Consider the following 21236-nt stretch of genomic DNA (forward strand, 5'->3'; position numbering starts at 1 on the left):
AAGCGCGTCAGTGTTAGCCGACGCGCGCTTTTAACTACTGGTGTTGGGCTAAAAAGTCCTGCGCGAAGCGCTGCAGTACACCACCGGCCGAGTAGATCGCCACCTCTTCGGCGGTATCCAAGCGACAAGTCGCAGGTACTTCCACCACTTCGCCATTGTCGCGAGTGATGATGACTTTTAGGGTGGCACCTGGGGTTGGCTCACCGACAACGTCATAGGTTTCACGACCGTCAAGCGCCAGCGTCTTGCGGTTGGTGCCCGCCTGAAACTGCAGCGGTAGTACACCCATGCCCACCAAGTTAGTGCGGTGAATACGCTCAAAACCTTCCGCCAGAATCACTTCGACACCAGCTAGGCGCACGCCTTTAGCGGCCCAGTCACGGGAAGAACCCTGACCATAGTCAGCACCGGCCACAATAATCAGGTTTTGGCCGCGCTCCATGTAGGTTTCAATCGCTTCCCACATGCGAGTCACTTTACCCTCTGGCTCAATTCGCGCTAGCGAACCTTGCTTGACTTCACCGTTTTCCCGCACCATTTCGTTAAACAGTTTGGGGTTGGCAAAGGTCGCACGTTGGGCGGTTAAGTGATCGCCGCGGTGGGTGGCGTAAGAGTTAAAGTCTTCTTCTGGCAGTCCCATTTTCGCCAAGTATTCACCGGCGGCGGAACTGGCCAAAATTGCGTTCGACGGCGATAGGTGATCCGTGGTGATGTTGTCACCCAGAATCGCCAATGGACGCATGCCCTTAAGGGTACGAACCCCTGCCAGCGCGCCTTCCCAGTAAGGAGGACGACGAATATAGGTACTCATCTCGCGCCAGTCGTACAGGGGCGAGGTGGCTTGGCCGTAGTCGACTTTAAGGTCAAACATCGGCTGGTACACCTGCTTAAACTGCTCAGGCTTCACCGCTTGGTCGATGATGGCATCGATTTCGGCGTCACTTGGCCAAAGGTCCATCAAGCGAATCGGATTGCCTTGGCTGTCGTGTCCGAGCACGTCTTTTTCGATGTCAAAGCGCACGCTACCAGCGATGGCATAAGCCACGACTAGCGGCGGTGAGGCCAAGAACGCCTGCTTGGCGTATGGGTGAATACGACCATCGAAGTTACGGTTACCAGACAACACGGCAGTAGAGTACAGGTCGCGGTCGATGATCTGCTGCTGAATGTCAGGCTCTAGCGCACCGCTCATGCCGTTACAGGTGGTACAGGCATACGCTACGATCCCAAAACCGAGCTGCTCAAGCTCGCCCAGTAAGTCCGCGTGCTCAAGATACAGCTTGGCTACCTTTGAACCTGGAGCGAATGAAGTTTTCACCCAAGGCTTGCGCGCCAGACCTAACTGATTGGCTTTCTTGGCCACCAAACCTGCAGCAATCACGTTGCGCGGGTTTGAGGTATTGGTGCAGCTGGTGATAGCAGCGATGATAACGGCGCCATCAGGCATGTTATCGCGAGTCGCTTCTGACAAGTCGGTGTCGTTGGCAATCCCGCGCTCGGCCAACTCGGCGGTAGGCAGACGACGGTGCGGGTTAGAGGGGCCGGCTAGGTTGCGTTCAACCGTAGACAGGTCAAACTCCAACACGCGCTCGTACTCGGCTTCCACCATGGCATCGGCCCACAAACCGGTTTGCTTGGCGTAGGCTTCTACCAGTTGTACTTGCTCAGGCTCACGACCGGTGAGTTTGAGATAGTCGATGGTTTGCTGGTCGATGTAGAACATACCCGCACTGGCACCGTACTCTGGGGTCATGTTGGCAATGGTAGCGCGATCGCCAATGGTAAGGTTGTTAGTGCCTTCACCAAAGAACTCTAGGTAGCTAGACACCACGCGTTGTTCGCGCAGGAACTCGGTGATTGCCAGCACCATATCGGTAGCAGTGATCCCGGGTTTGCGCTCGCCAACCAGCTTAACGCCGACGATGTCCGGCAGGCGCATCATAGAGGCGCGGCCTAGCATCACGCTTTCCGCTTCTAAACCTCCCACACCAATGGCGATAACGCCCAAAGCGTCCACGTGTGGGGTATGGCTGTCGGTACCTACACAGGTATCTGGGAAGGCAATACCATCGCGGTTTTGGATCACCGGCGACATCTTTTCCAAATTAATTTGGTGCATGATGCCGTTACCCGCAGGAATAACGTCAACGTTTTCAAAGGCGGTTTTGGTCCACTCGATGAAGTGGAATCTGTCTTCGTTGCGGCGATCTTCAATGGCGCGGTTTTTCTCAAAGGCCTCTGGGTCGAAACCGGCGTGTTCTACCGCTAGTGAGTGGTCAACAATCAGTTGGGTAGGTACCACAGGGTTGACTTGGGCTGGGTCGCCGCCTTTGTCGGCAATTGCATCGCGAAGGCCTGCTAGGTCAACGAGCGCAGTTTGGCCAAGAATGTCGTGACACACCACTCGCGCTGGGTACCAAGGGAAGTCCAGGGTGCGCTTGCGGGAAATCAGTTGGTCTAGGTAATCGTTAAGGCTCGCGGGCTCGGCGCGGCGCACCAATTGCTCGGCGAGTACTTTGGAGGTGTACGGCAGTTTGGCGTAAGCCCCTGGGGAGAGTTGCTCAACGGCCTCTTGGGTGTCGTAAAAGTCTACCTGAAATCCAGGTAGCGACTTGCGGAAATTCTTATTATTCATGGGCTCACCAATAAAACTGGGTGAAAAACAGCGGCCAACAGGTGTTGGCCGCTAGCTGTTAGCGTTCGCTCAAAGGAACCACGTTACGCGGCTCGACACCAACGTAGTCGGCGCTTGGGCGAATGATGCGGTTGTTGGCACGTTGCTCAAACACGTGCGCAGCCCAACCGGTCAAACGCGAGCATACGAAAATCGGAGTGAACAGCTTGGTCGGAATGCCCATGAAGTGATAGGCCGAGGCGTGGAAGAAGTCAGCGTTACAGAACAGCTTCTTCTGCTCCCACATAAAGCTCTCACAAGCCTCTGAAACTTTGTACAGACGCTCGTCGCCAAACTCTTTTGACAGCTTTTCAGACCAGGCTTTGATGATGCCATTGCGCGGGTCTGACTCGCGGTAAATGGCGTGGCCAAAGCCCATGATCTTGTCTTTGTTGGCCAGTTTTTGCGCCAGTACTTCGCGAGCGTGGTCTTCGTCTTTCAGATCTTCAATCAGCTCCATCGCCGCTTCGTTAGCACCACCGTGCAGTGGACCGCGCAGCGAGCCAATCGCACCCGCGATACAAGAGTGCATGTCGCTCAAGGTTGAGGCACATACGCGAGCGGTAAAGGTTGAGGCGTTAAACTCGTGCTCAGCGTACAAAATCAGTGACACGTCCATCACGCGAGCGTGCAACTCAGATGGCTTTTTACCGTGCAGCAAGTGCAGGAAGTAGGCGCCCAACTGATCGTCGTCGGTTTCCGTGATGATGCGATCGCCAAAGTGGCTATAGCGGTACCAGTAGCAAATGATGGCCGGGAAAGTGGCCAACAAGCGATCCGCTACGTCTTGCTGTTCCGAGAAGTCCGCTTCGGTTTCTAGGTTACCTAGCATGCTCACGCCGGTACGCATGACATCCATTGGGTGGGCGTCGGCAGGAATGCGCTCAAGCACTTCTTTGAGCGGGCGCGGCAGGCTGCGCATGGACTTTAGGCGCTCGCGGTAAGCGGTAAGTTGTTCGCTGTTTGGCAGCTCACCGTAGAACAACAAGTAAGCCACTTCTTCAAAGCTCACGCTTTCGGCCAAATCCGAAATGTCATAGCCGCGGTAGGTCAGGCCGGTGCCTGATTGACCAACGGTACTTAGGGCAGTTTCACCTGCGCTCTGGCCACGAAGGCCGGCGCCGCTGAGTTTCTTATCAACCATGGGAGTGTCCTTACTTTTCGTTTTTTTGTTGTTGGAATAGGGTGTCTAGCTTGTCTTCGTAGGCGTGATAGCCCAAGAAATCATACAGCTCGGCACGAGTTTGCATGCTATCTACCATGGCGCGCTGGTGGCCGTCGTTCTTAAGCGCTTCAAGGGTCTTAAGTACGGCTGCGTTAGCGGCGCGGAAAGTGGTTAACGGGTATAGCACCATGTCGGCACCGGCTTCGGCTAACTGCTCTGTGCTAAATAGCTCGGTTTTACCAAACTCGGTCATGTTGGCCAGAATCGGTGCGTTAACCTGAGCGCGGAACTTGCGGTAGTGGTCTAACTCGGTCAGAGCTTCGGCAAAAATCATGTCAGCACCGGCTTCAAGATAAGCGTTGGCGCGGTCGATACCCGCTTGTATGCCTTCGCCAGCAACCGCGTCGGTGCGAGCCATGATTACAAAGCTGTCGTCTTGGCGGGCGTCAACCGCGGCCTTGATGCGGTCGACCATCTCTTCGATAGAAACCACTTCTTTATTTGGACGGTGGCCGCAACGCTTTTGGGCGACTTGGTCTTCCATATGAACCGCCGCCACTTGCGCGCGCTCAAACTCGCGAATGGTGCGCGCGATGTTAAACGCGCCACCCCAGCCGGTGTCGATGTCGACCAGCAAAGGTAAATCAGTGACGGAAGTAATGCGGCTGGCGTCGGTGACCACGTCGTTCATAGAGGTCATGCCAAGATCCGGCATACCAAAAGAGGCGTTGGCTACACCGGCGCCCGATAGGTACAGAGCGTCAAAGCCGGTTTTCTCGGCCATCAGTGCAAAGTAGGCGTTTACGGTACCCACGATCTGTAGTGGATTGCTGTTTTCTACCGCTTGGCGAAAACGAGCGCCCGGAGTCAATTTAGTCATTGTGAAGTTCCTGTTCCATTTTTTGCTGTAATTTGCGGGCGGTGTTTTTCAGCCCGGTTTGAATGTGGCGTTTCATCAGTAAGCTAGCCAACTCGCCATCGCCCTTGATAATGGCTTTGGCAATCGCGGCATGTTCTTCGATGGCGCGAGTTGGACGCGACTCTCCAGTGCACTGGTAGCGATACATGCGCACCAGGTGGTACAAGCCGCCGGTCAGGCTGTCTTGCAGGTAGCGGTTTTGGCTGGCTTGAATGATGCAATGATGAAAGTCGACGTCGTCGCTCATGTGAAAGTCGCGACCGTTTTGAAAGGCTTGGCTTTGTTGCTCGATGAGACGAGTGAGTTGTTGTTTTAAGTCTGTGGTGATGTGCTGTGCGGCTAACTGGCAGGCCATGCTCTCAAGCACGGCGCGCAACTCGTAAAGCTGGTGGAGCTCATCAAGGCTTAAAGCGGCGACTCGCGCGCCGACATTGGGTTGGCGCACGACCAGACGTTGTTGTTCTAGGGTCTGCAGGGCCTCGCGAAGGGGGCCGCGGGAAATGCCGTATTTGGCGGCCAAGGCTTGTTCATTGATCTTAGAGCCAGCCTCAAGCTCACCAGTGATGATGGCTTGTTGAATGGCCAGTGTCGCTTTGTCGGCCAGAGTGGTTGGCATTTTGTCGACAATCAAGTGTGATTCCTTCGCGGTTTTTAGGGTTATTGCGAGAGCTGTCACACAAATTAGGTGGTTTTGGTTATTTTGTCAACAATACTTAAGTGGAAGGATTCGAGTTATATTCGAGCCGATCTGGCTTGTAGCCCCTTTAAGGCGGCGTTTTGCTTATTCTTTGAGCTAGATCAATTTATGCGCACATTGTCAACAATCCAGGTTTTGTCGACAAAAAAGCCGGCGAATGCCGGCCTTGGTAGGAATCAGTGTTGACTAAGCCGATTGGGATTTCACCTCAGGGTACACCTTTTGCTCAAGGCTAGACTCGCGCAAGCGTTCGGCAATCAGCGCGTCTTTTTCCGCCCAAAGTTTGTTGAGCCACTGTTGGAACTCGGCTCGGTAACTGGCCTCTTCTAAATAGCGCTGTGCGTCGATTTTCGGCGCGGGCATCGAGCGAATATGCACTTGTACCTGGGTCACTTCGCCACGCAGAATGGCGGCGAGAATGTCTGGCGCCGAGTCGGGGTAAATCAAAGTCACGTCCAGCATCTTATCGAACTGGCTGCCCAAGGTGGCCAAGGCGAATGCGATACCGCCGGCTTTTGGCTTAAGTAAATATTGATAAGGCGAATTTTGACGCTGGTGTTTTTTGGCTTCGTAGCGCGAGCCCTCAACAAAATTCATGATGCTGGTGGGCAAGTGCTTAAAGTGCTCGCAGGCTTTGCGAGTGCTTTCCATGTCCTTGCCTTTGAGATTAGGGTTCTTTTTGATTTGCGCAGGTGTGTGGCGACGCATAAAGGGCATATTCAGCGCCCAACAGCCCAACCCCAAGAATGGCACATAGATCAATGAGCGCTTCAAGAAGAACTTCAGCATGGGAATGCGGTGGCGGAACACATAGCAAAGGGCGGCGATGTCAAAGCCACTGAGGTGATTGGACACCACCAAGTACCAAGATTGGCGCGACAATTCGGTATCACCAGTGACTTTCCATTCGAGCTTGCAGGTGAGCTTGAGGATCAGACCATTGGTAATTGCCCAGCCGCGCATCAGCTCAGTCAGCCAATGGGACATCAGGTTGTTTAGGGTCTGCCCGGGTAGAATGAGCTTCACTAGGCCGCCGATAATGATAAGTGTTGCAAACACAATCGTGCTGAGGATAACCAAAGTGGTATTCAGCACATAAAGAATCGGAGCAGGTAAAAAATTTAGCATGCCTGGGTGTCACTCACGGGTTGTTTTAATCGGGCGATGGTATTGTCTTTTTCCTGCCAAACGCCATTCAACCATTGCTGGAAAGATTGCTTAAAGGCACGGTCAGACGTGTAGTCGCCACGTAGGCTCGCATCGACACTGCGAAGTTTAATGTCGACTTTGGCCTCGCTGAATTGGCCGCTCAAAAACTCCCAAAAAGTAGGGCGTCCATTGGGGTAAACAATAGTGACATCCAACAAGTGATTGATGCGCTCATCCATAGCCGCAAGCGCAAACGCTAGCCCGCCAGCGCGAGGACGCAATAGATGCTGATACTGAGGTGCCTGTTTGCGGTACTTGTCTTCGGTAAAGCGCGTGCCCTCAACGAAATTCATAATGCTCACCGGCTGGTGTTGGAACTGAGCACAAGACGCTTTGGTGGTTTCGATATCCTTGCCGCGCAACTTGGGGTTTTTGCGCAACTGTGCGGCGGTGTAGCGACGCATGAATGGGAAATCTAGTGCCCACCAAGCCAAACCCAAAACCGGCACGTAAAGCAGTTCTTTTTTTAGAAAGAATTTGAGAAACGGCACTTTGCCGCCCAGTATTCGCTGCAATACCAGAATGTCGACCCAAGTTTGGTGGTTGGCTATCACCATATACCAGTCGGACTTAGAGAGATTGACGTCGCCACTGACTTGTACCTTGTACGGATGACTTAGGTCTTGGATCCAACCATTCACTTTGACCCAAGAAGCCGCCGCTGCATCGATAATCAGAGTGCAACCTTTGCGAAGCAGACGAATTGGGATCAGCTTAATCAGTCCGAACAGCAGAATCGGTACTACCCAAAAAAGCGTGTTAAGCGTGTACAAGCTAAAGGAAAATAGGGCGATTAAAGGCCGCAACAGCGCGGTCATAATTCTCTCCGCAAAAAATAATCAGCGCTCATTTTAATGACAGCGCACTGCACTCACAAGAGGGGGGAGGTCTGACTAGCCTAAAGGCGTTGTGGATTTGTGAGCCGAGAGCGCTAAATTAGGCCTTGTTGACTAGCCGCGCTGATCAAATCCAGTGCCTTTGCCAATTCGTCCCGCATCAAGCGCTTCGGAGAAAATCAGGCAGCTTCTACTGGCCTTTTCCAGTGCCGGGTAGTTTGGATCTTCAAGGGTGCGCGTTAGGGCGTGACAATAGGTGGCACCGATTTGCTCATCGCAGTGGGCCATAATGGCGTCCATGACCTTGCTCGCCTGAAGGGCGTAGTCATCGGCGATTACGGCAGCGAATAGGGACTTGGCTAACAGCTCTGGCATGGGGTAACTCTTTTTTTTATTTAGCAATTTACTTGGTTTTTAAAGTACTGCCTAGGGCTTTTGTGGCTTTCTGAGAGCTGGGCAAGGGCAAATCCGCTTGCTACACTGCCGCCATCAATTGAACAGGGCATTATCATGACCAAATTCTATACCGCCGAGCGTTTACAAGCGCTAAAACTGCAAGCGGCTGAAGCCCCGCGCAAACGCGCCAACCTCAATATTCACGACAGCTTGGGCGCAACCGTGCAAAAGCTGTTTATCACCACCGAACCTGGTACTTACATTCGTCCGCACAAGCACAACAAGTGGGAGTTGTTTGTGGTGCTTGATGGTGCCATCGACTTATTGCTGTTCGATGAGCAAGGCGAAGTTACTGCTGTGCACCCGATGGGCGCAGAGGCTTTGCGCGCGGTGGAGATCGCGGCGGACACATGGCACAGCTACGCGGTACGAGAGAGTGGCACTCTGGCAATAGAAGTGAAACAAGGGCCGTATGACCCAGATGCACCGGCGGACTTTGCGCCTTGGGCACCGGCAGAAGGGGAAGAAGGCTGGCAAGAGTATCTTGCCAAAATGGAAGCCGCCCAAGCTTAAGCGTTAGGTTCGCTCAAGCTTGAGCCCTGCTTTGAAGGCTTGTTTCGGCTAGCTCTTGGCTGGTAGCACAGTGCTAACCACCTCGCCAAAGCCAATGCGCGCATAACCCGCACGTTGGCAATGACCTTTAAAGATCACCGTATCGCCATCGGCCAAGAAGGTACGCTGTTCGCCGTTCGCCAAAGTCAAAGGCACCTTGCCGCCTTGGCTAAGCTCCAACAGTGAGCCGGCTTCTTCGCGCTCTGGGCCTGACTGAGTGCCTGAGCCTAATAAGTCACCAGGACGCATGTTACAGCCGTTAACGCTGTGGTGTGCAAGCATTTGCGCCATAGTCCAGTAGCTGTGTCGGAAGTTGGAACGCGACAGGCGCTGCGGTGCCTGTTCGGTTTCGCGCATGGCATCGGTTTGCAAGAAGCACTCGAGCTCGATGTCCATGGAGCCGAACTCGTCGTTATCCGCACTGCACAAATAAGGCAGTGGGGTTGGGTCGGATTCAGGGCGCTGATAAGCCACTCGATAAGGCGCCAAGGCCTCCATGGTGACAATCCAAGGGCTAATGGTTGAGGCAAAGCTCTTAGACAGGAATGGTCCTAATGGCTGGTATTCCCAGGCTTGAATATCACGGGCCGACCAGTCGTTAAACAAGCACATACCAAACAAGTGCTCGTCGCTGTCATCCAGCGCGATAGGGCTGCCCAAATCGTTGCCTTTACCCACAAATATGCCCATCTCCAACTCGTAGTCTAGGCGCTTACAAGGGCCAAAGCTTGGCTCGGCGGCATCCGGCGCTTTGGTTTGCCCGCAAGGGCGGTGGAATTCCTGACCACTGACATCCAGCGATGAGGCGCGGCCGTGATAGCCAATCGGCACCCATTTGTAGTTGGGTAGCAATGGATTATCGGGACGGAACAGTTTACCGACCGCGGTGGCGTGGTGAATCGAGGTGTAGAAGTCGGTGTAATCACCCACTTGCGCAGGCATTTGATACTCGACGTCTGCTTGGCTGACTAGGCATGTGGCTAGCTGTGCTTGCTGGGCGGCCCCTTCTCTAAGCCATTGGCTTAAGGCCAAGCGCAACCCTGACCAGGCGCTAAAACCCATGGCCATAAAGTCGTTAAGCTGTGGCTTGGCCGCTTGTTCTAGCGCCTGCTGAACTGGCGCCTCAGCGATACTGAGTTGGGCTAGGGCTGCCAAGTCGACAATGGCATCGCCAATCGCAACACCTCCGCGAAACTCGCTTTGGCCTTTTCGGCGGAAACTGGCGAATGGCAGGTTTTGAATCGGAAAGTCCGAGTGGCCGTTGGCGCTTTCTACCCAACTGGTCAGGCTGGCGTCGTGTGTTTGGTTGATTCGAGTCATTGGATTTCCTTACTGCTCGTTTGCATCAAAGTGTTTGCCCAGAGTCTGCCAACAGTCAGAGTAATCGCGCTGTAGCGAGGGACTGGCCAAGGCATAGTCGGTTGGACGAATGGGGAAGCAGCTTTCAAACATGAAAGCCAGAGTATCTTGGTAACGCTGTGGCGCTAGCTCGGCGCTGGAGGCTTTGGCGAATACCTCGGCATCAGGGCCATGTGGGGTCATGCAGTTGTGCAAGCTCATACCGCCAGGAACAAAGCCGGTTTCCTTGGCATCGTAGACCCCGTGAATCAGCCCCATGAATTCGCTCATCATATTGCGATGGTACCAAGGCGGGCGGAAGGTATTCTCGGCTACCATCCAGCGCGGAGGGAAAATCACAAAGTCCAAACTGGCGGTACCCGGGGTGTTGGTAGGCGAGGTTAATACAGTAAAAATCGACGGGTCTGGGTGATCAAAGGTCACCGTATTCATGGCATTAAAGCGGCTTAAGTCGTATTTGTACGGCGCACTGTTGCCGGTCCAAGCCACCACGTCCAGCGGGCAGTGGCTCATATCGGCTTGATACAGCTCGCCGGCGAATTTCGCGGTGAGGGTAAAGTCTCCCTCGACGTCTTGATACCAGGCGGTGGGGTAGAGAAAGTCACGGTCGTTGGCATAGCCGTTGGCCCCCACAGGGCCGCGTTCAGGCAGTTGCAGAGGCGCGCCGTAATTTTCGGCGATATAGCCGCGAATGGGGCCCTCCACCGGATTAATCTGAAACTTAACGCCGCGCGGGATCACCAGAATCTCACCGGGGGCCACTTGTAATCGTCCCATCTCGGTCAGTGCCAGTAGCGAATTTTGCTGGGGCACGATCAACAGCTCGCCATCGGCGTTGTAAAAATACTCGTCACCCATGGCGACGTTGGCTTGGTAATAGTGAATGCCAAAGCCGGTTTGTGAGGCGGCGTCACCATTGCCTGCGATTGTGGTCATCCCTTCAATAAAGTGTACATCGTCATCTATGGTTGGCAGTGGGTCCCAGCGCATTGGGTCTGGTGGAAAGCGCTCAGAGTCGATAGGCGCGGTTTGCCATTTGTCTTGCTCTAGGTGGCGGAATTTGCCCATGACGACTGAGGGTCGAATGCGATATAGCCAGCTGCGACGATTGTCGGCGCGCGGCGCAGTAAAGGCCGTCGAGTTAATTTGTTCGGCGTACAAGCCGTACTTTAAGGTCTGTGGTGAGAATTGCCCTTGAGGCAGGGCACCGGGTAAGGCCTCGGTTTGGTGTTCGTTATCAAAGCCACTCAAATATTGGAAGGACATCACAGACCTCGTGGGTTTTATTTGTTCTCATTTGCAACTATATTAGAAGTGAGCTGGCCAAATAACAAGCACAATCGCGGTCAGCCTTCAAAGGAGAGTTAATGTCGAAGGTCACCCCGCTGGATTTAAACCAGTTTTTGCCCTATCGCCTGGCCCAGTTGTCTCAATTGGTAAGTCAGGACTTCGCCTTGCTCTATCAAGCGTCAGAGCAGCTATCGGTAGCCCAGTGGCGGATTCTGGCTAATTTGGCGGTAGAAGCGGACTTGAGTGCGCAGCACTTGTGCGAGCGTGCCCAACTGGATAAATCCAAAGTCAGCCGAGCGTTAAGAGAACTGCTTGAGCGAGGTTTGGTGGCGCGAGTACGCGACGCCCAAGACTCGCGGGCCAATCGCCACTGTTTGTCTGAGGAGGGTTGGCAGGTCTACGCCAAAATTGCTAAGCGAGCGAAAGCTTGGGAGAAACAGCGCTTGAGTGGATTGAGTGAACAAGAGCAACAAGACTTGCTAGAGTTGTTGAACAAAGTACAGCTGGGAGTGGAAAATTCGCATGGAAGTCTTTAGTGAAATTATGGCGCGAGCGGCAGAGCGCAAGGGCGGTGAGGCGGCTTTGCAAGACTTGCTGCCCACTGTCCTGAGCAACGAAGAGATAGCCGAGCATACGGATGCTCAGGTGCTCAGCGAGTTCGCCAAAAAAATCTTTCAGTCTGGCTTTGTATGGCGGGTGGTTGAGAACAAATGGCCAGCCTTTGAAGAAGCTTTCTTTGGTTTTGAGCCGCACAAGGTGGCCATGCTAAGTCCCGAGCAGTTAGCGGCCCGTGCCAGCGATAAAAACCTGATTCGCCACGCTAAAAAGATGCAAGCGGTTTACGACAATGCGGTGTTCTTGTTGGACATACAGCGCCAACATCAAAGCGCGGCGCAGTGGATTGCTCAATGGCCCAACGGCGACATCATCGGGCTTTGGTCTGTGCTGAAAAAGCAAGGCAGTCGTTTGGGAGGCAATACTGGGCCATACGCTTTGCGGGCGCTGGGCAAAGACAGCTTTTTGGTCAACCAAGATGCGTCCGATTATTTTATTTCGCGCAACATGCTGGATACCAAGCCGGGCACTCAAAAGGCGCTAAAGCAGATGCAGGCCGCCTTTAATCAGTGGCACCAGGAGACAGGTCTTCCCTACGCGCACTTGTCGCGCATTCTGGCCTGTAGCTTGGGGGAGAATCGAATATAAACCCTGAAGAGCGGGCAAAAAAATAGGCTCGAGTCATTAAGACCGAGCCTTTAAAAAGGGTAGTAGGAAGTCAAACTATTCAGTAATGGCTTCTTGCTGTCTAATTTAGCTCAATCTGGCTGAACCCATGCTGAACGATATCGGCGAAAATTAAACCAATTTAAACTCGCGCTTAAGTCTCTAAAAAACAGGCAAAAAAAAGCCAGCTTTCTAGGAAGGCTGGCTCACAATGATGAAACTATGCAGGGAGAGAAATTCAAACTAATGAAGTTCACTGTTAACAGTTAGAGCTAGCCCCTGCCAGATAGTTCCGAATTTTTTCAAAAAAATCCGATCTTTTTATTTGATCAACAATATCAGCAACTTAAATCTAGTGCGCTTCGTCCCAGCTGTCACCAGCGTCGGCGTCAGCTAACAGTGGAACATCCAGATCCGCTGCATCCGCCATTATCTCGGTGACCTTGGCGGTGTATTCTTGAAGTTTCTCTTCACGAACCTCAAACACCAGTTCATCGTGAACCTGCATTATGATGCTGATCGAGTCGTCGTCCAGACTATCAATCCATCCTTGTACCTGAATCATGGCGCGTTTGATGATATCTGCCGCGGTGCCTTGCATCGGCGCATTGATCGCCGCACGCTCGGCCGCCTGTCGGCGCATACCATTGCGCGCATTAATCTCAGGTAGATACAAGCGACGACCAAACAGAGTCTCAACATAGCCGTCTTCTGCGGCTTTCTTGCGAGTGCGCTCCATGTAGTCTTGTACACCGGGATAGCGCTCAAAGTAGGTATCTATGTACTGCTGCGCCTCGTAGCGCGGAATGTCTAATTGGCGAGCGAGACCAAAGGCGCTCATGCCATAGATCAGACCAAAGTTAACCGCTTTGGCGCGGCGACGTTGCTCGCTGGTTACCTCGTCAAAAGCTACGCCAAACACTTCGGCCGCGGTAGCGCGGTGAATGTCTTTGCCTTGGGCAAAGGCATCCAGCAGGCCTTTGTCTTGCGACAAGTGCGCCATGATGCGCAGTTCCACCTGCGAGTAATCCGCCGCCATAATTTTGTGACCTTCAGGTGCCACAAAGGCGTGGCGAATGCGACGGCCCATTTCAGTGCGAATCGGAATATTTTGCAGGTTGGGATCTGTGCTCGATAGGCGTCCGGTAGCGGCGACTGCTTGATGATAGCTGGTGTGCACTCGACCGGTTTCGCCGTGAACCATCAAGGGCAGCTTATCTGTGTAGGTGCTCTTTAGCTTACTCAGACTGCGGTGCTCGAGAATGATTTTCGGCAGGGGGTAGTCCAATGCCAATTCAACCAGCACCTCTTCGGCGGTGGAAGGCGCGCCTTTGGGGGTCTTCTTCAAAATGGGATATCCCAGCTTTTCAAAGAAGATCTGTTGCAGTTGCTTGGTGGAGCTTAGGTTGAAGGTCTCACCAGCAATTTCATAGGCTTGCTGCTGGAGCGAGTCTAGAGTTTGCGCCATTTCCTGACTTTGGCTAGAAAGCATTAGGCTGTCGATCAGCACACCGTGGCGCTCTACCTTGGATAAGATAGATAACAGCGGCAACTCCAGCTCTTCAAAGACTCGCTTGAGTCCCGCTTCCTTTTCTATCTGTGGCCACAGCTTCTGATGCAGACGCAGGGTAATGTCGGCGTCTTCCGCGGCGTATGGGCCCGCTTGCTCTAGCGCAATTTGGTTAAAGGTCAGTTGCTTCGCGCCTTTGCCGGCAATGCTTTCAAAGCTAATGGTTTTGTGGCCCAGATACTTAAGCGCCAAGTCGTCCATGTTGTGGCGCGAGGCCACCGAATTAAATACGTAGGACTCGAGCATGGTGTCATAAGCCACGCCTTTGAGCTCGATTCCGTGGCGAGCGAGTACACTCATGTCGTACTTGAGGTTTTGGCCCACTTTGGCTTTATCGGCGTCTTCTAGTAAAGGTTTTAGCTGAGCCAAGGCTTGGTCGAAGTCCAATTGTGCCGGTGCGCCGGGGTAATCGTGCGCCAACGGCAAATAGGCGGCTTCGCCGGCCTCAACCGCAAAGCTCAGCCCCACCAATTTGGCCTGCATGTAGTCGATGCTGGTGGTCTCGGTATCCACTGCTATCAGCTCTGCTTTGGCCAGTTTATCTAACCATTCGTCTAGCTGAGCCTGATTTAGGATAGTGGTGTAGTTAGCCTCTATTTTGGCCGGAGCTTCTTCGGCAGCTACCTCGCCACCATCGTCGAGTTGCTCGGCGAGTAGCCGACGAAACTCGAGTTGGCCGTAGAGCTTCACCAGCTCGTCACGGTTTGGCTCGTTAAGGGTTAGCGCATTGGGCTCGGTTTCCAGTTCGACGTCGAGTTTGATGGTCGCAAGCTCATAGCTCAGACGCAGCATTTGCTCGTGCTCGGTGAACTTTTTGGCCATGGTCTTGGAGCCTCGGAATCCCAAGGGGGCGATGGCGTCCAGATTTTGGTAGATGTTATCTATGCTACCCAGTCCTTGAATCAAGGCCGTGGCAGTCTTCTCGCCGACCCCTGGTAGGCCTGGAATGTTATCCGACTTGTCACCCATTAGCGCCAAATAATCGATGATGAGCTCCGGTTTTACACCAAACTTAGTAACCACTTCCTCTGGCCCCAAAAGGGTGTCGGTCATGGTGTTGATCAGAGTGGTGTGCTCGTTTACCAGTTGCGCCATGTCCTTATCGCCAGTGGAGATAAGTGTGGCAATGCCTTGTTCGCTGGCTTGCTTGGCCAAAGTACCGATCACGTCATCCGCTTCGACACCGGGAATTGAGATCAAGGGCAAACCCATGGCCTTGATCACCTGGTGAAGCGGCTCGATTTGACTGCGCAAGTCGTCAGGCATCGGTGGACGGTGAGCCTTGTACTCGCTGAACATTTCGTTGCGGAAAGTCGGCCCTTTAGCATCGAAAATCACCGCCATATGGGTTGGCTGGTAAGTTTTCAAAAGACTGCGCAACATATTGACTACGCCGAATACTGCGCCAGTGGCTTCGCCTTTAGAATTGGTTAGGTGCGGTGGCGCGTGATAGGCGCGAAATAAATAGGAAGAGCCATCCACAAGGATCAGCGGATTATTCGGTACTGTGACCATAGTCGAATCAACCAGTTGCTAAAGGGAAAGTGTGTCATAGCATGCCACACAAAAGCGGGAATTTCAGCCGCGACGGAATTCTGCACAGGCTGTGGATAAGTCTGTGAGTTAATGTGGATCAACCGGGGAATAATCAGGGATAAGATCCGGATCGGCACAGATCAACCCTTGCTATCACTGGGTTTGCCGTGAGCAAGTAAGATCCTGATCCAAATCAAATATATGCGCGAAGACTGTGGATTTCCGTCCGTGGTTCAACGAGAGGCGCTGAGAAATCCTTGAACAATTGCGCAATTTCGAATCAACTAAACTAGCATAAAAAAAAATGCTGTAAAGTGCTTTTGTGGACATTTTGTTAAATTAGTTTCACCAGGGAGATAAGTATGAAAAAAGTCGCGGTTTTACTGAGTGGTTGTGGTGTGTTTGACGGAGCCGAGATCCACGAATCAGTGATTACTTTATTGAGTTTGGCGCGTGCCGGTGTGGCAGTGCAGTGCTATGCGCCTAACCGAGAGCAATTGCACGTGGTCAATCACTTAACCGGTGAGGTTGAAGCTGGACAGGGACGCAATATATTAGTGGAAGCGGCGCGCATTGCGCGAGGTGAGGTCAAGCCCCTTGAGGACTATCAAGGCGATTGCGATGCCTTGATACTTCCTGGTGGCTTTGGTGCGGCGAAGAATTTGTGTAACTTCGCCCTAGTTGGTGCTGACAACGAATTGCACCAAGACGTGCAAGAGTTTGTCGAAGCCTTTATTAGTGCTAACAAACCTGTGGGCTTTGTGTGCATTTCGCCTGTCATGATGCCTAAGCTATTGCCGGCCGGGGTTCGCGGTACCATAGGGACTGACGCGGATACTGCGGCGGCCTTTAACGCCATGGGCGGAGAGCATCAGTCGGCGTGCGTCGATGCCATTGTGGTTGATGAGCGTTACAAGGTGGTATCTACACCGGCCTATATGTTGGCAGGAAATATTACCGAAGCCGCTGATGGTATTGAGAAATTAGTAGCTCAAGTGGTCGACTGGATTTAGGTCAAAAAAAAGCCGGGCAGTTAGCCCGGCGTAACACCTATTTTTGTGAGCAAAGTGCTAAAAGGTCCTCAAAACCTGCAGGGGTTGGCTTGTCAGCCCAATGAGGATTTTTGGAACGCACCTAAATAATAGTAATTATCATTTGCGTTTGCAAGCACTTATTTTAATCACTTAATTCAGCGTTTTACTAAGGGTCAGCTGATTGTCTAACGCTCCACCCTTGTTCGCTGTGACGGCTTCAATTAGATAGCCTTGCTCTATGAGTAGCGCCAGCCAATTAGACTCTTGGTTGCTGGCGAGAATGCTGACTTCTTGAGTCGATTGAGCGAACGCCCATTGCTCAAGTGCCGCTAATAATACCTGTTTTAACCCCAACCCAGCGAACTCACCGTCAACCCAAGGACTGTGCAACTGTTTTTGCGCTGGTGCGGTTTGGCTAATCACTTGAGCACCAGCGAGTTCACCTTCCACCAGTACAATGGCTAAGTGGTCTTGTGGGTTTAGCTGAAATTGCTGTTCAAGCTGTGGAAAGCCTTGTAGAGCCTGCTCTACAGAGTGAATTTGAGTCTCGACTTGGTACATGACACACCTCTATTCTTATCTGGTATGACCAGCATTCTAACAGGTCATACCAGCTCTAGGAAGAGGTGCAGATCCCAGTCATTGGTTTGACGGGTTAAAGCTTGAGGTGATTTCGCAAGGCGTCGCCGGGGATCGAACTGGCAGTTTGCAGCGCACAGCAGGCCCATTGGCAGGCTTCAAGCAGAATTTGTTGGCGGTTCTTTTCGGCTAACAGCGCGTGGATAAAACCACCCACAAAAGCGTCACCCGCACCCGTAGTGTCTAGTACGTCGCAAGCCAGTGCCGGTTGGCAAACCTGAGTGTTGCCGTCGAACCAAATAGCGCCTTTGCTGCCACAGGTTAATACAAACCCCTTGAGGTGTTCGCCGGCGTATTGGCGAGCAAAAGACCAAAGCTCGTCTTCGGCCATCTCTGGCAAATCGCTGGCCGAAGCTATGAGGTAATGGCAAGGCGAGGGGCTTTTATGGGCGATGTATTGGCAAACCACTTGAGTTTGAGTGAGGGCCGCTTCGCTCCAATGACGCTGGTTAACCGCCAACGAGTTAAAATACACTGCGCCCCAGCGCGAGAAGTCTGGTGGACTAGGCAGGGTAAATTCTGGGCGTTGAGGGCGAATAATACTGCGCTCGCCGTTGGGCTCAAGTAATAGCAGCAACTCACCATGGGCGCCTGGGTGGCGAATCAATTGATAAGGGCTGAGTTGATTGGCTTGCGCTTGTTCGAGTAGCCAGTCAGCGGTGGCATCGCTGCCCAATTGAGTGACCAGCTCCACCTTGTATCCGGCCCACACCAGCCCAAGGCCGGTGTTGGCGGCACCACCGCCAAGACGCCGACCGCTGTCCTGATACTGGTGGCGCCCTCCAGAGGCGAGCGCTTGCTGTAGGCTTAACGCATGGTCGCAGTTGAGATTAGCGACCAACAGCACTGGCTTCATGGTGTGTCTCCGCGTGTTCGCGGTTAAACGCCGTCCTTTGCCGAGAGACCTTTTCGTAACTGGGCGCGCACGTTGTCCATACCGGAATAGAATTCTTTCATCATCAATAGACCCATCATCTTACCATTGTCGGTAACAATCAATTGCTCTGGGTCATTAGGGTCGTTCTTCAAAGCGCCTAAAGCGCGCATGCTCATCATTTCCTTGAACAGTGCGGTGTCCAGATTGACGCCAAATTGTTCTTTGAAATAACGGCGCGACAAGCGTCCACTAAACATACCAAGCAAGAAGCGATATTGCATAATCGCTTTCTTGTTGTAGGTTTTCTTTTGCGAAACCCCCATGCGGTCCTGAGCGATTTTCTGGTTGTAATCGCGCAGGGAAAAACTGTTCACATACAGAGTATCGTCAAGGAAACTAAAGCTACCCGAGCCAACCCCTAAGTACTCGTCGTAGTCGATGACATACTCGTCAAAGCCTTCGTTCTTGGCTTCGCCAAAAGCCCAAGCCGATAGCTGGTTATACTGGCCGTTTAGGGAGGTCAGAATCTGACTGTACTGGCGCACCATATCGCTTTGCGGTGCCGCTAGCTTGCCCTTCATGCTCTTGCGAGTTTGATGGGTGATCATCAAAGGATAAGTGGTGATCTGGCGAGGTTTTAGCTGAGACGCCAGCTCTAAATCGCGCTGAATCACTTCTTCGTTCTGACCGCGAAAACCGAAAATCAAATCCACGTTAAGAATTGGGAACAACTCTTTCGCGGCGGCAATCTTGTCAAAAGTTTCAGCACCACTACCGAATTTTTCGATGCGGTCGGTCATGGTTAGAATGCCGTCGTCAAAGCTTTGCACGCCCACAGACATGCGATCCACCAAGCCTTTTAGTTGCTTAATTGGCTCATCGCCCAAGTGTTGTGGGTCGGTCTCACATGATACTTCTTTGATGCTTGGGAACAGATTTTTAGCATGCTCAATAGTGCGCGCTAGCTCATCTTCGAGAACTGTGGTGGTGCCGCCACCTATATACATGGACTCAAAGTCATAGCCTAGGGCTTTGGCCATCTCCATTTCTTTGCGCAGAGAGATAAAGTACTGGCGTGCTTTGTCTTCTTTAAATATGAAGCGGTGAAAGGTGCAGAAGTTGCACAGGGTATGGCAAAAGGGAATGTGGGCGTACAGCATGTACTTCTTACCCGGCTGAGGTGCCGGCATGGCGTCAGCCCCTTGAGTGTCCAGCTTCAAGTTTTGTCCCACGTAAAAGCCCATGATGCGTTCCATCGCGCCAATGCTCCACTGTGGCAGTGTGATATCGGCCTTGTAGGCATCAAAGTTTAGGTGGCGTTCAGAGATAGAAGCTGTCATCGAGTCTCCCTAAGAGTCATGCTGATGAGCGTATTGATGCAGTTATGACAACTGCACCTTCAAATTGGTTCGACAGTATGGGGCGATTGTTATTCGGTTGCACCGTACCGTAAGCCAGAATGTTAAGGCGATCATAATATAGACGGCGTGGAAGGGATGTTTGTGTGATTTAGTTCGAAATAGGTGGAACAAAAAAATACCCCGCTTGTGCGGGGTATTGTTAATCGTGCGTTTGGCTTAGTCCTTGTACTTCAAGGTGCCGTCAGCTTTGATTTCGTCGTACCAAACATTGTGGTGTTGCTTGGCCCAGTTCTCATCACAGTAACCGGAAACCATACACTCCATACCACCTTCAGACATAACCGTCGCCATGAAGATGTGAATGATAGAGAAGGCGGCGATGATAATCGCGCCGGCACCGTGAACCACAACCGCTAGCATGCTCAATGAGCGGCTAGGTTCGATCAGGTTCGGGAATAGTAGCACTACGCCAGAAGCGACAACCAGTGCACCAACGAAGGCGAAGGTCCAGAACCACATCTTCTCACCGGCGTTAGCAAAACCAGCGTCAGGGTGCTTGCCTTTGAAAGGACCGAAGTTGATGTAACCACCAACTACCAGAATCCAACCCAAGTCGTACTTGGCAGGCATTTGGTTCTTGGCCCAAAGAACGACCATAACAGCCCAACCAATGATGAATGGAATCGCCATTACATCGTGGATTTCCTTGGACAAGTAGACCAAGCTAGACCAAGCGCCATCGCCCAGATAAGGCTGAATGAAGAAGCGACCAGCGAGCAGCGCGATACCGGTTAGGATCAGCAGCAAGCATGGAATCGCACCCAACCAGTGGATGAAGACGTCGAATTTACTCCAGCGATACACCATTTTGCCGCTGAAACCACCGTGCAATTTGGAAATACCGTTGACGGCGATAAACACTGCAAACGCCGCAATCATACCGAATACCGCTAGCATAATGCCTGGGGCTAGGTAAGTTTCACGGGCAGGGATCAAACGCTCATCGTTTACATTGATCAGTTGATCGTGGAAGGTCGACTGCGAGGTGGTAACACCTTGCTGACCTTCTTGAATCGCTTGCCACATATGCGCTTGCGATTGGGTCGTTTCTGCATCGCCGTTTGCGATAGCAAAGCCGCTCACCAATAGCATGGCGCTCATGACCAGCATATTGAACAGTTTGTTCATAAAAACCCCTTGGAAATAGGGAGGGCGAACCCTCCCTAGGCTCTAGTACTAGGCGCTCGTTGCACCGAACTGAGCTTTCACTGAACCGCGGTACGCTACGCGCTCGCGGAAGATGGCAGATACTACGTCCGCGTCACCGGCCAGTAGCGACTTGGTCGCACATAGCTCAGCACACATAGGCAGCTTGCCTTCAGCGATACGGTTAGCACCGTACTTCATTTTCTCAGCTTCTGAGTGGTCGGCTTCTGGGCCACCGGCACAGAAAGTACACTTGTCCATAGTTCCGCGAGCACCAAAGGCGCCGTTTTTCGGGAACTGAGGGGCACCGAATGGGCAGGCGTACAAGCAGTAGCCACAACCAATACAGGTGTCTTTGCTGTGTAGCACGATGCCGTCTTCAGTCTTGTAGAAACAGTTCGCTGGGCAAACCGCCATACAAGGTGCATCCGCACAGTGCATACACGCTACAGACAAGCTGGCTTCGCCACGCTCACCGTCGTTGATGGTAACTACGCGGCGGCGGTTAATGCCCCACTCTAGCGCAGCTTCGTTTTCGTTTTTACACGCAGTGACACAGCCGTTACATTCGATACAACGCTTGCTATCACACAAAAATTTCATAGTAGCCATATTGGCAATTCTCCTAACTTACG

19 protein-coding genes are annotated in these 21236 nt (G+C 52.6%); 4 read left to right on the forward strand and 15 right to left on the reverse strand.

What is annotated here, in order from left to right; all coding sequences use genetic code 11:
- Nucleotides 1–34: 34 nt before the first annotated feature.
- From acnD to CLC93_RS03635, 7 genes are all read right to left on the reverse strand, one after another.
- Nucleotides 35–2635: a Fe/S-dependent 2-methylisocitrate dehydratase AcnD gene (acnD, locus tag CLC93_RS03605; RefSeq protein ID WP_095504589.1), complete on the reverse strand. Its 2601-nt coding sequence runs from the start codon at nt 2633–2635 to the stop codon at nt 35–37.
- 58 nt (nt 2636–2693) lie between these two features.
- The gene (gene prpC, locus CLC93_RS03610) at nt 2694–3818 is read right to left on the reverse strand and encodes a bifunctional 2-methylcitrate synthase/citrate synthase (protein WP_095504590.1); all 1125 of its coding nucleotides are present in this window, start codon (nt 3816–3818) and stop codon (nt 2694–2696) included.
- Nucleotides 3819–3828: 10 nt separating this feature from the next.
- Nucleotides 3829–4719 (reverse strand): methylisocitrate lyase, encoded by an 891-nt coding sequence (gene prpB / locus CLC93_RS03615; protein WP_095504591.1) that lies wholly within the window; start codon nt 4717–4719, stop codon nt 3829–3831.
- Nucleotides 4712–5374, reverse strand: a complete 663-nt coding sequence (locus CLC93_RS03620; protein WP_095505008.1) for a GntR family transcriptional regulator — start codon at nt 5372–5374, stop codon at nt 4712–4714. Before CLC93_RS03620 ends, prpB begins: the two co-directional genes overlap by 8 nt.
- A gap of 267 nt (nt 5375–5641) precedes the next feature.
- Nucleotides 5642–6583 carry an acyltransferase gene (locus tag CLC93_RS03625; protein ID WP_095504592.1) on the reverse strand — a complete coding sequence of 314 codons (942 nt, stop codon included), beginning with the start codon at nt 6581–6583 and terminating at the stop codon, nt 5642–5644.
- A complete protein-coding gene (locus tag CLC93_RS03630; protein ID WP_095504593.1) occupies nt 6577–7482 on the reverse strand; it encodes an acyltransferase in 906 nt (301 codons plus the stop codon). The genes CLC93_RS03625 and CLC93_RS03630 overlap by 7 nt, the downstream gene beginning before the upstream one ends.
- Before the next feature lie 132 nt (nt 7483–7614).
- Entirely contained in the window at nt 7615–7875 is a 261-nt protein-coding gene (locus CLC93_RS03635) for a hypothetical protein (protein WP_095504594.1), read from the reverse strand.
- 135 nt (nt 7876–8010) lie between these two features.
- On the opposite strand from CLC93_RS03635, the gene CLC93_RS03640 reads away from it, so the two are divergent.
- Nucleotides 8011–8469, forward strand: a complete 459-nt coding sequence (locus tag CLC93_RS03640) for a WbuC family cupin fold metalloprotein (protein WP_095504595.1) — start codon at nt 8011–8013, stop codon at nt 8467–8469.
- A 48-nt stretch (nt 8470–8517) separates the two neighbouring features.
- Here CLC93_RS03640 and fahA read toward each other — a convergent pair whose 3' ends face one another.
- Nucleotides 8518–9828 carry a fumarylacetoacetase gene (fahA, locus tag CLC93_RS03645; RefSeq protein ID WP_095504596.1) on the reverse strand — a complete coding sequence of 437 codons (1311 nt, stop codon included), beginning with the start codon at nt 9826–9828 and terminating at the stop codon, nt 8518–8520.
- Nucleotides 9829–9837: 9 nt separating this feature from the next.
- Entirely contained in the window at nt 9838–11133 is a 1296-nt protein-coding gene (hmgA, locus tag CLC93_RS03650) for a homogentisate 1,2-dioxygenase (RefSeq protein ID WP_095504597.1), read from the reverse strand.
- Nucleotides 11134–11234: 101 nt separating this feature from the next.
- Between hmgA and CLC93_RS03655 the strand changes: the two genes are divergently transcribed.
- Nucleotides 11235–11693, forward strand: a complete 459-nt coding sequence (locus CLC93_RS03655) for a MarR family winged helix-turn-helix transcriptional regulator (protein WP_095504598.1) — start codon at nt 11235–11237, stop codon at nt 11691–11693.
- On the forward strand, nt 11680–12360 hold the full coding sequence (locus CLC93_RS03660) for a DNA-3-methyladenine glycosylase I (protein WP_095504599.1): 681 nt from the start codon (nt 11680–11682) through the stop codon (nt 12358–12360). The genes CLC93_RS03655 and CLC93_RS03660 overlap by 14 nt, the downstream gene beginning before the upstream one ends.
- Before the next feature lie 370 nt (nt 12361–12730).
- On the opposite strand, the gene polA is transcribed toward CLC93_RS03660, so the two are convergent.
- Entirely contained in the window at nt 12731–15463 is a 2733-nt protein-coding gene (gene polA / locus CLC93_RS03665; protein ID WP_095504600.1) for a DNA polymerase I, read from the reverse strand.
- A 383-nt stretch (nt 15464–15846) separates the two neighbouring features.
- Between polA and elbB the strand changes: the two genes are divergently transcribed.
- Nucleotides 15847–16497, forward strand: a complete 651-nt coding sequence (gene elbB, locus CLC93_RS03670; RefSeq protein ID WP_095504601.1) for an isoprenoid biosynthesis glyoxalase ElbB — start codon at nt 15847–15849, stop codon at nt 16495–16497.
- 171 nt (nt 16498–16668) lie between these two features.
- Here elbB and CLC93_RS03675 read toward each other — a convergent pair whose 3' ends face one another.
- From CLC93_RS03675 to fdh3B, 5 genes are all read right to left on the reverse strand, one after another.
- Nucleotides 16669–17079 carry a GNAT family N-acetyltransferase gene (locus tag CLC93_RS03675; RefSeq protein WP_095504602.1) on the reverse strand — a complete coding sequence of 137 codons (411 nt, stop codon included), beginning with the start codon at nt 17077–17079 and terminating at the stop codon, nt 16669–16671.
- A gap of 94 nt (nt 17080–17173) precedes the next feature.
- Nucleotides 17174–18013, reverse strand: a complete 840-nt coding sequence (locus CLC93_RS03680) for a PfkB family carbohydrate kinase (RefSeq protein ID WP_095504603.1) — start codon at nt 18011–18013, stop codon at nt 17174–17176.
- 23 nt (nt 18014–18036) lie between these two features.
- The gene (locus tag CLC93_RS03685) at nt 18037–19374 is read right to left on the reverse strand and encodes a coproporphyrinogen III oxidase family protein (protein WP_095504604.1); all 1338 of its coding nucleotides are present in this window, start codon (nt 19372–19374) and stop codon (nt 18037–18039) included.
- Between the two features lie 237 nt (nt 19375–19611).
- Nucleotides 19612–20583 (reverse strand): formate dehydrogenase subunit gamma, encoded by a 972-nt coding sequence (locus CLC93_RS03690; RefSeq protein WP_095504605.1) that lies wholly within the window; start codon nt 20581–20583, stop codon nt 19612–19614.
- A gap of 48 nt (nt 20584–20631) precedes the next feature.
- Complete coding sequence (fdh3B, locus tag CLC93_RS03695) at nt 20632–21213, reverse strand: formate dehydrogenase FDH3 subunit beta (RefSeq protein WP_095504606.1); 582 nt, start codon at nt 21211–21213, stop codon at nt 20632–20634.
- Between the last annotated feature and the right edge of the window lie 23 nt (nt 21214–21236).

Origin of the sequence: Paraferrimonas sedimenticola, from assembly GCF_002282855.1 — a bacterium.
Lineage (GTDB): Bacteria > Pseudomonadota > Gammaproteobacteria > Enterobacterales > Shewanellaceae > Paraferrimonas > Paraferrimonas sedimenticola.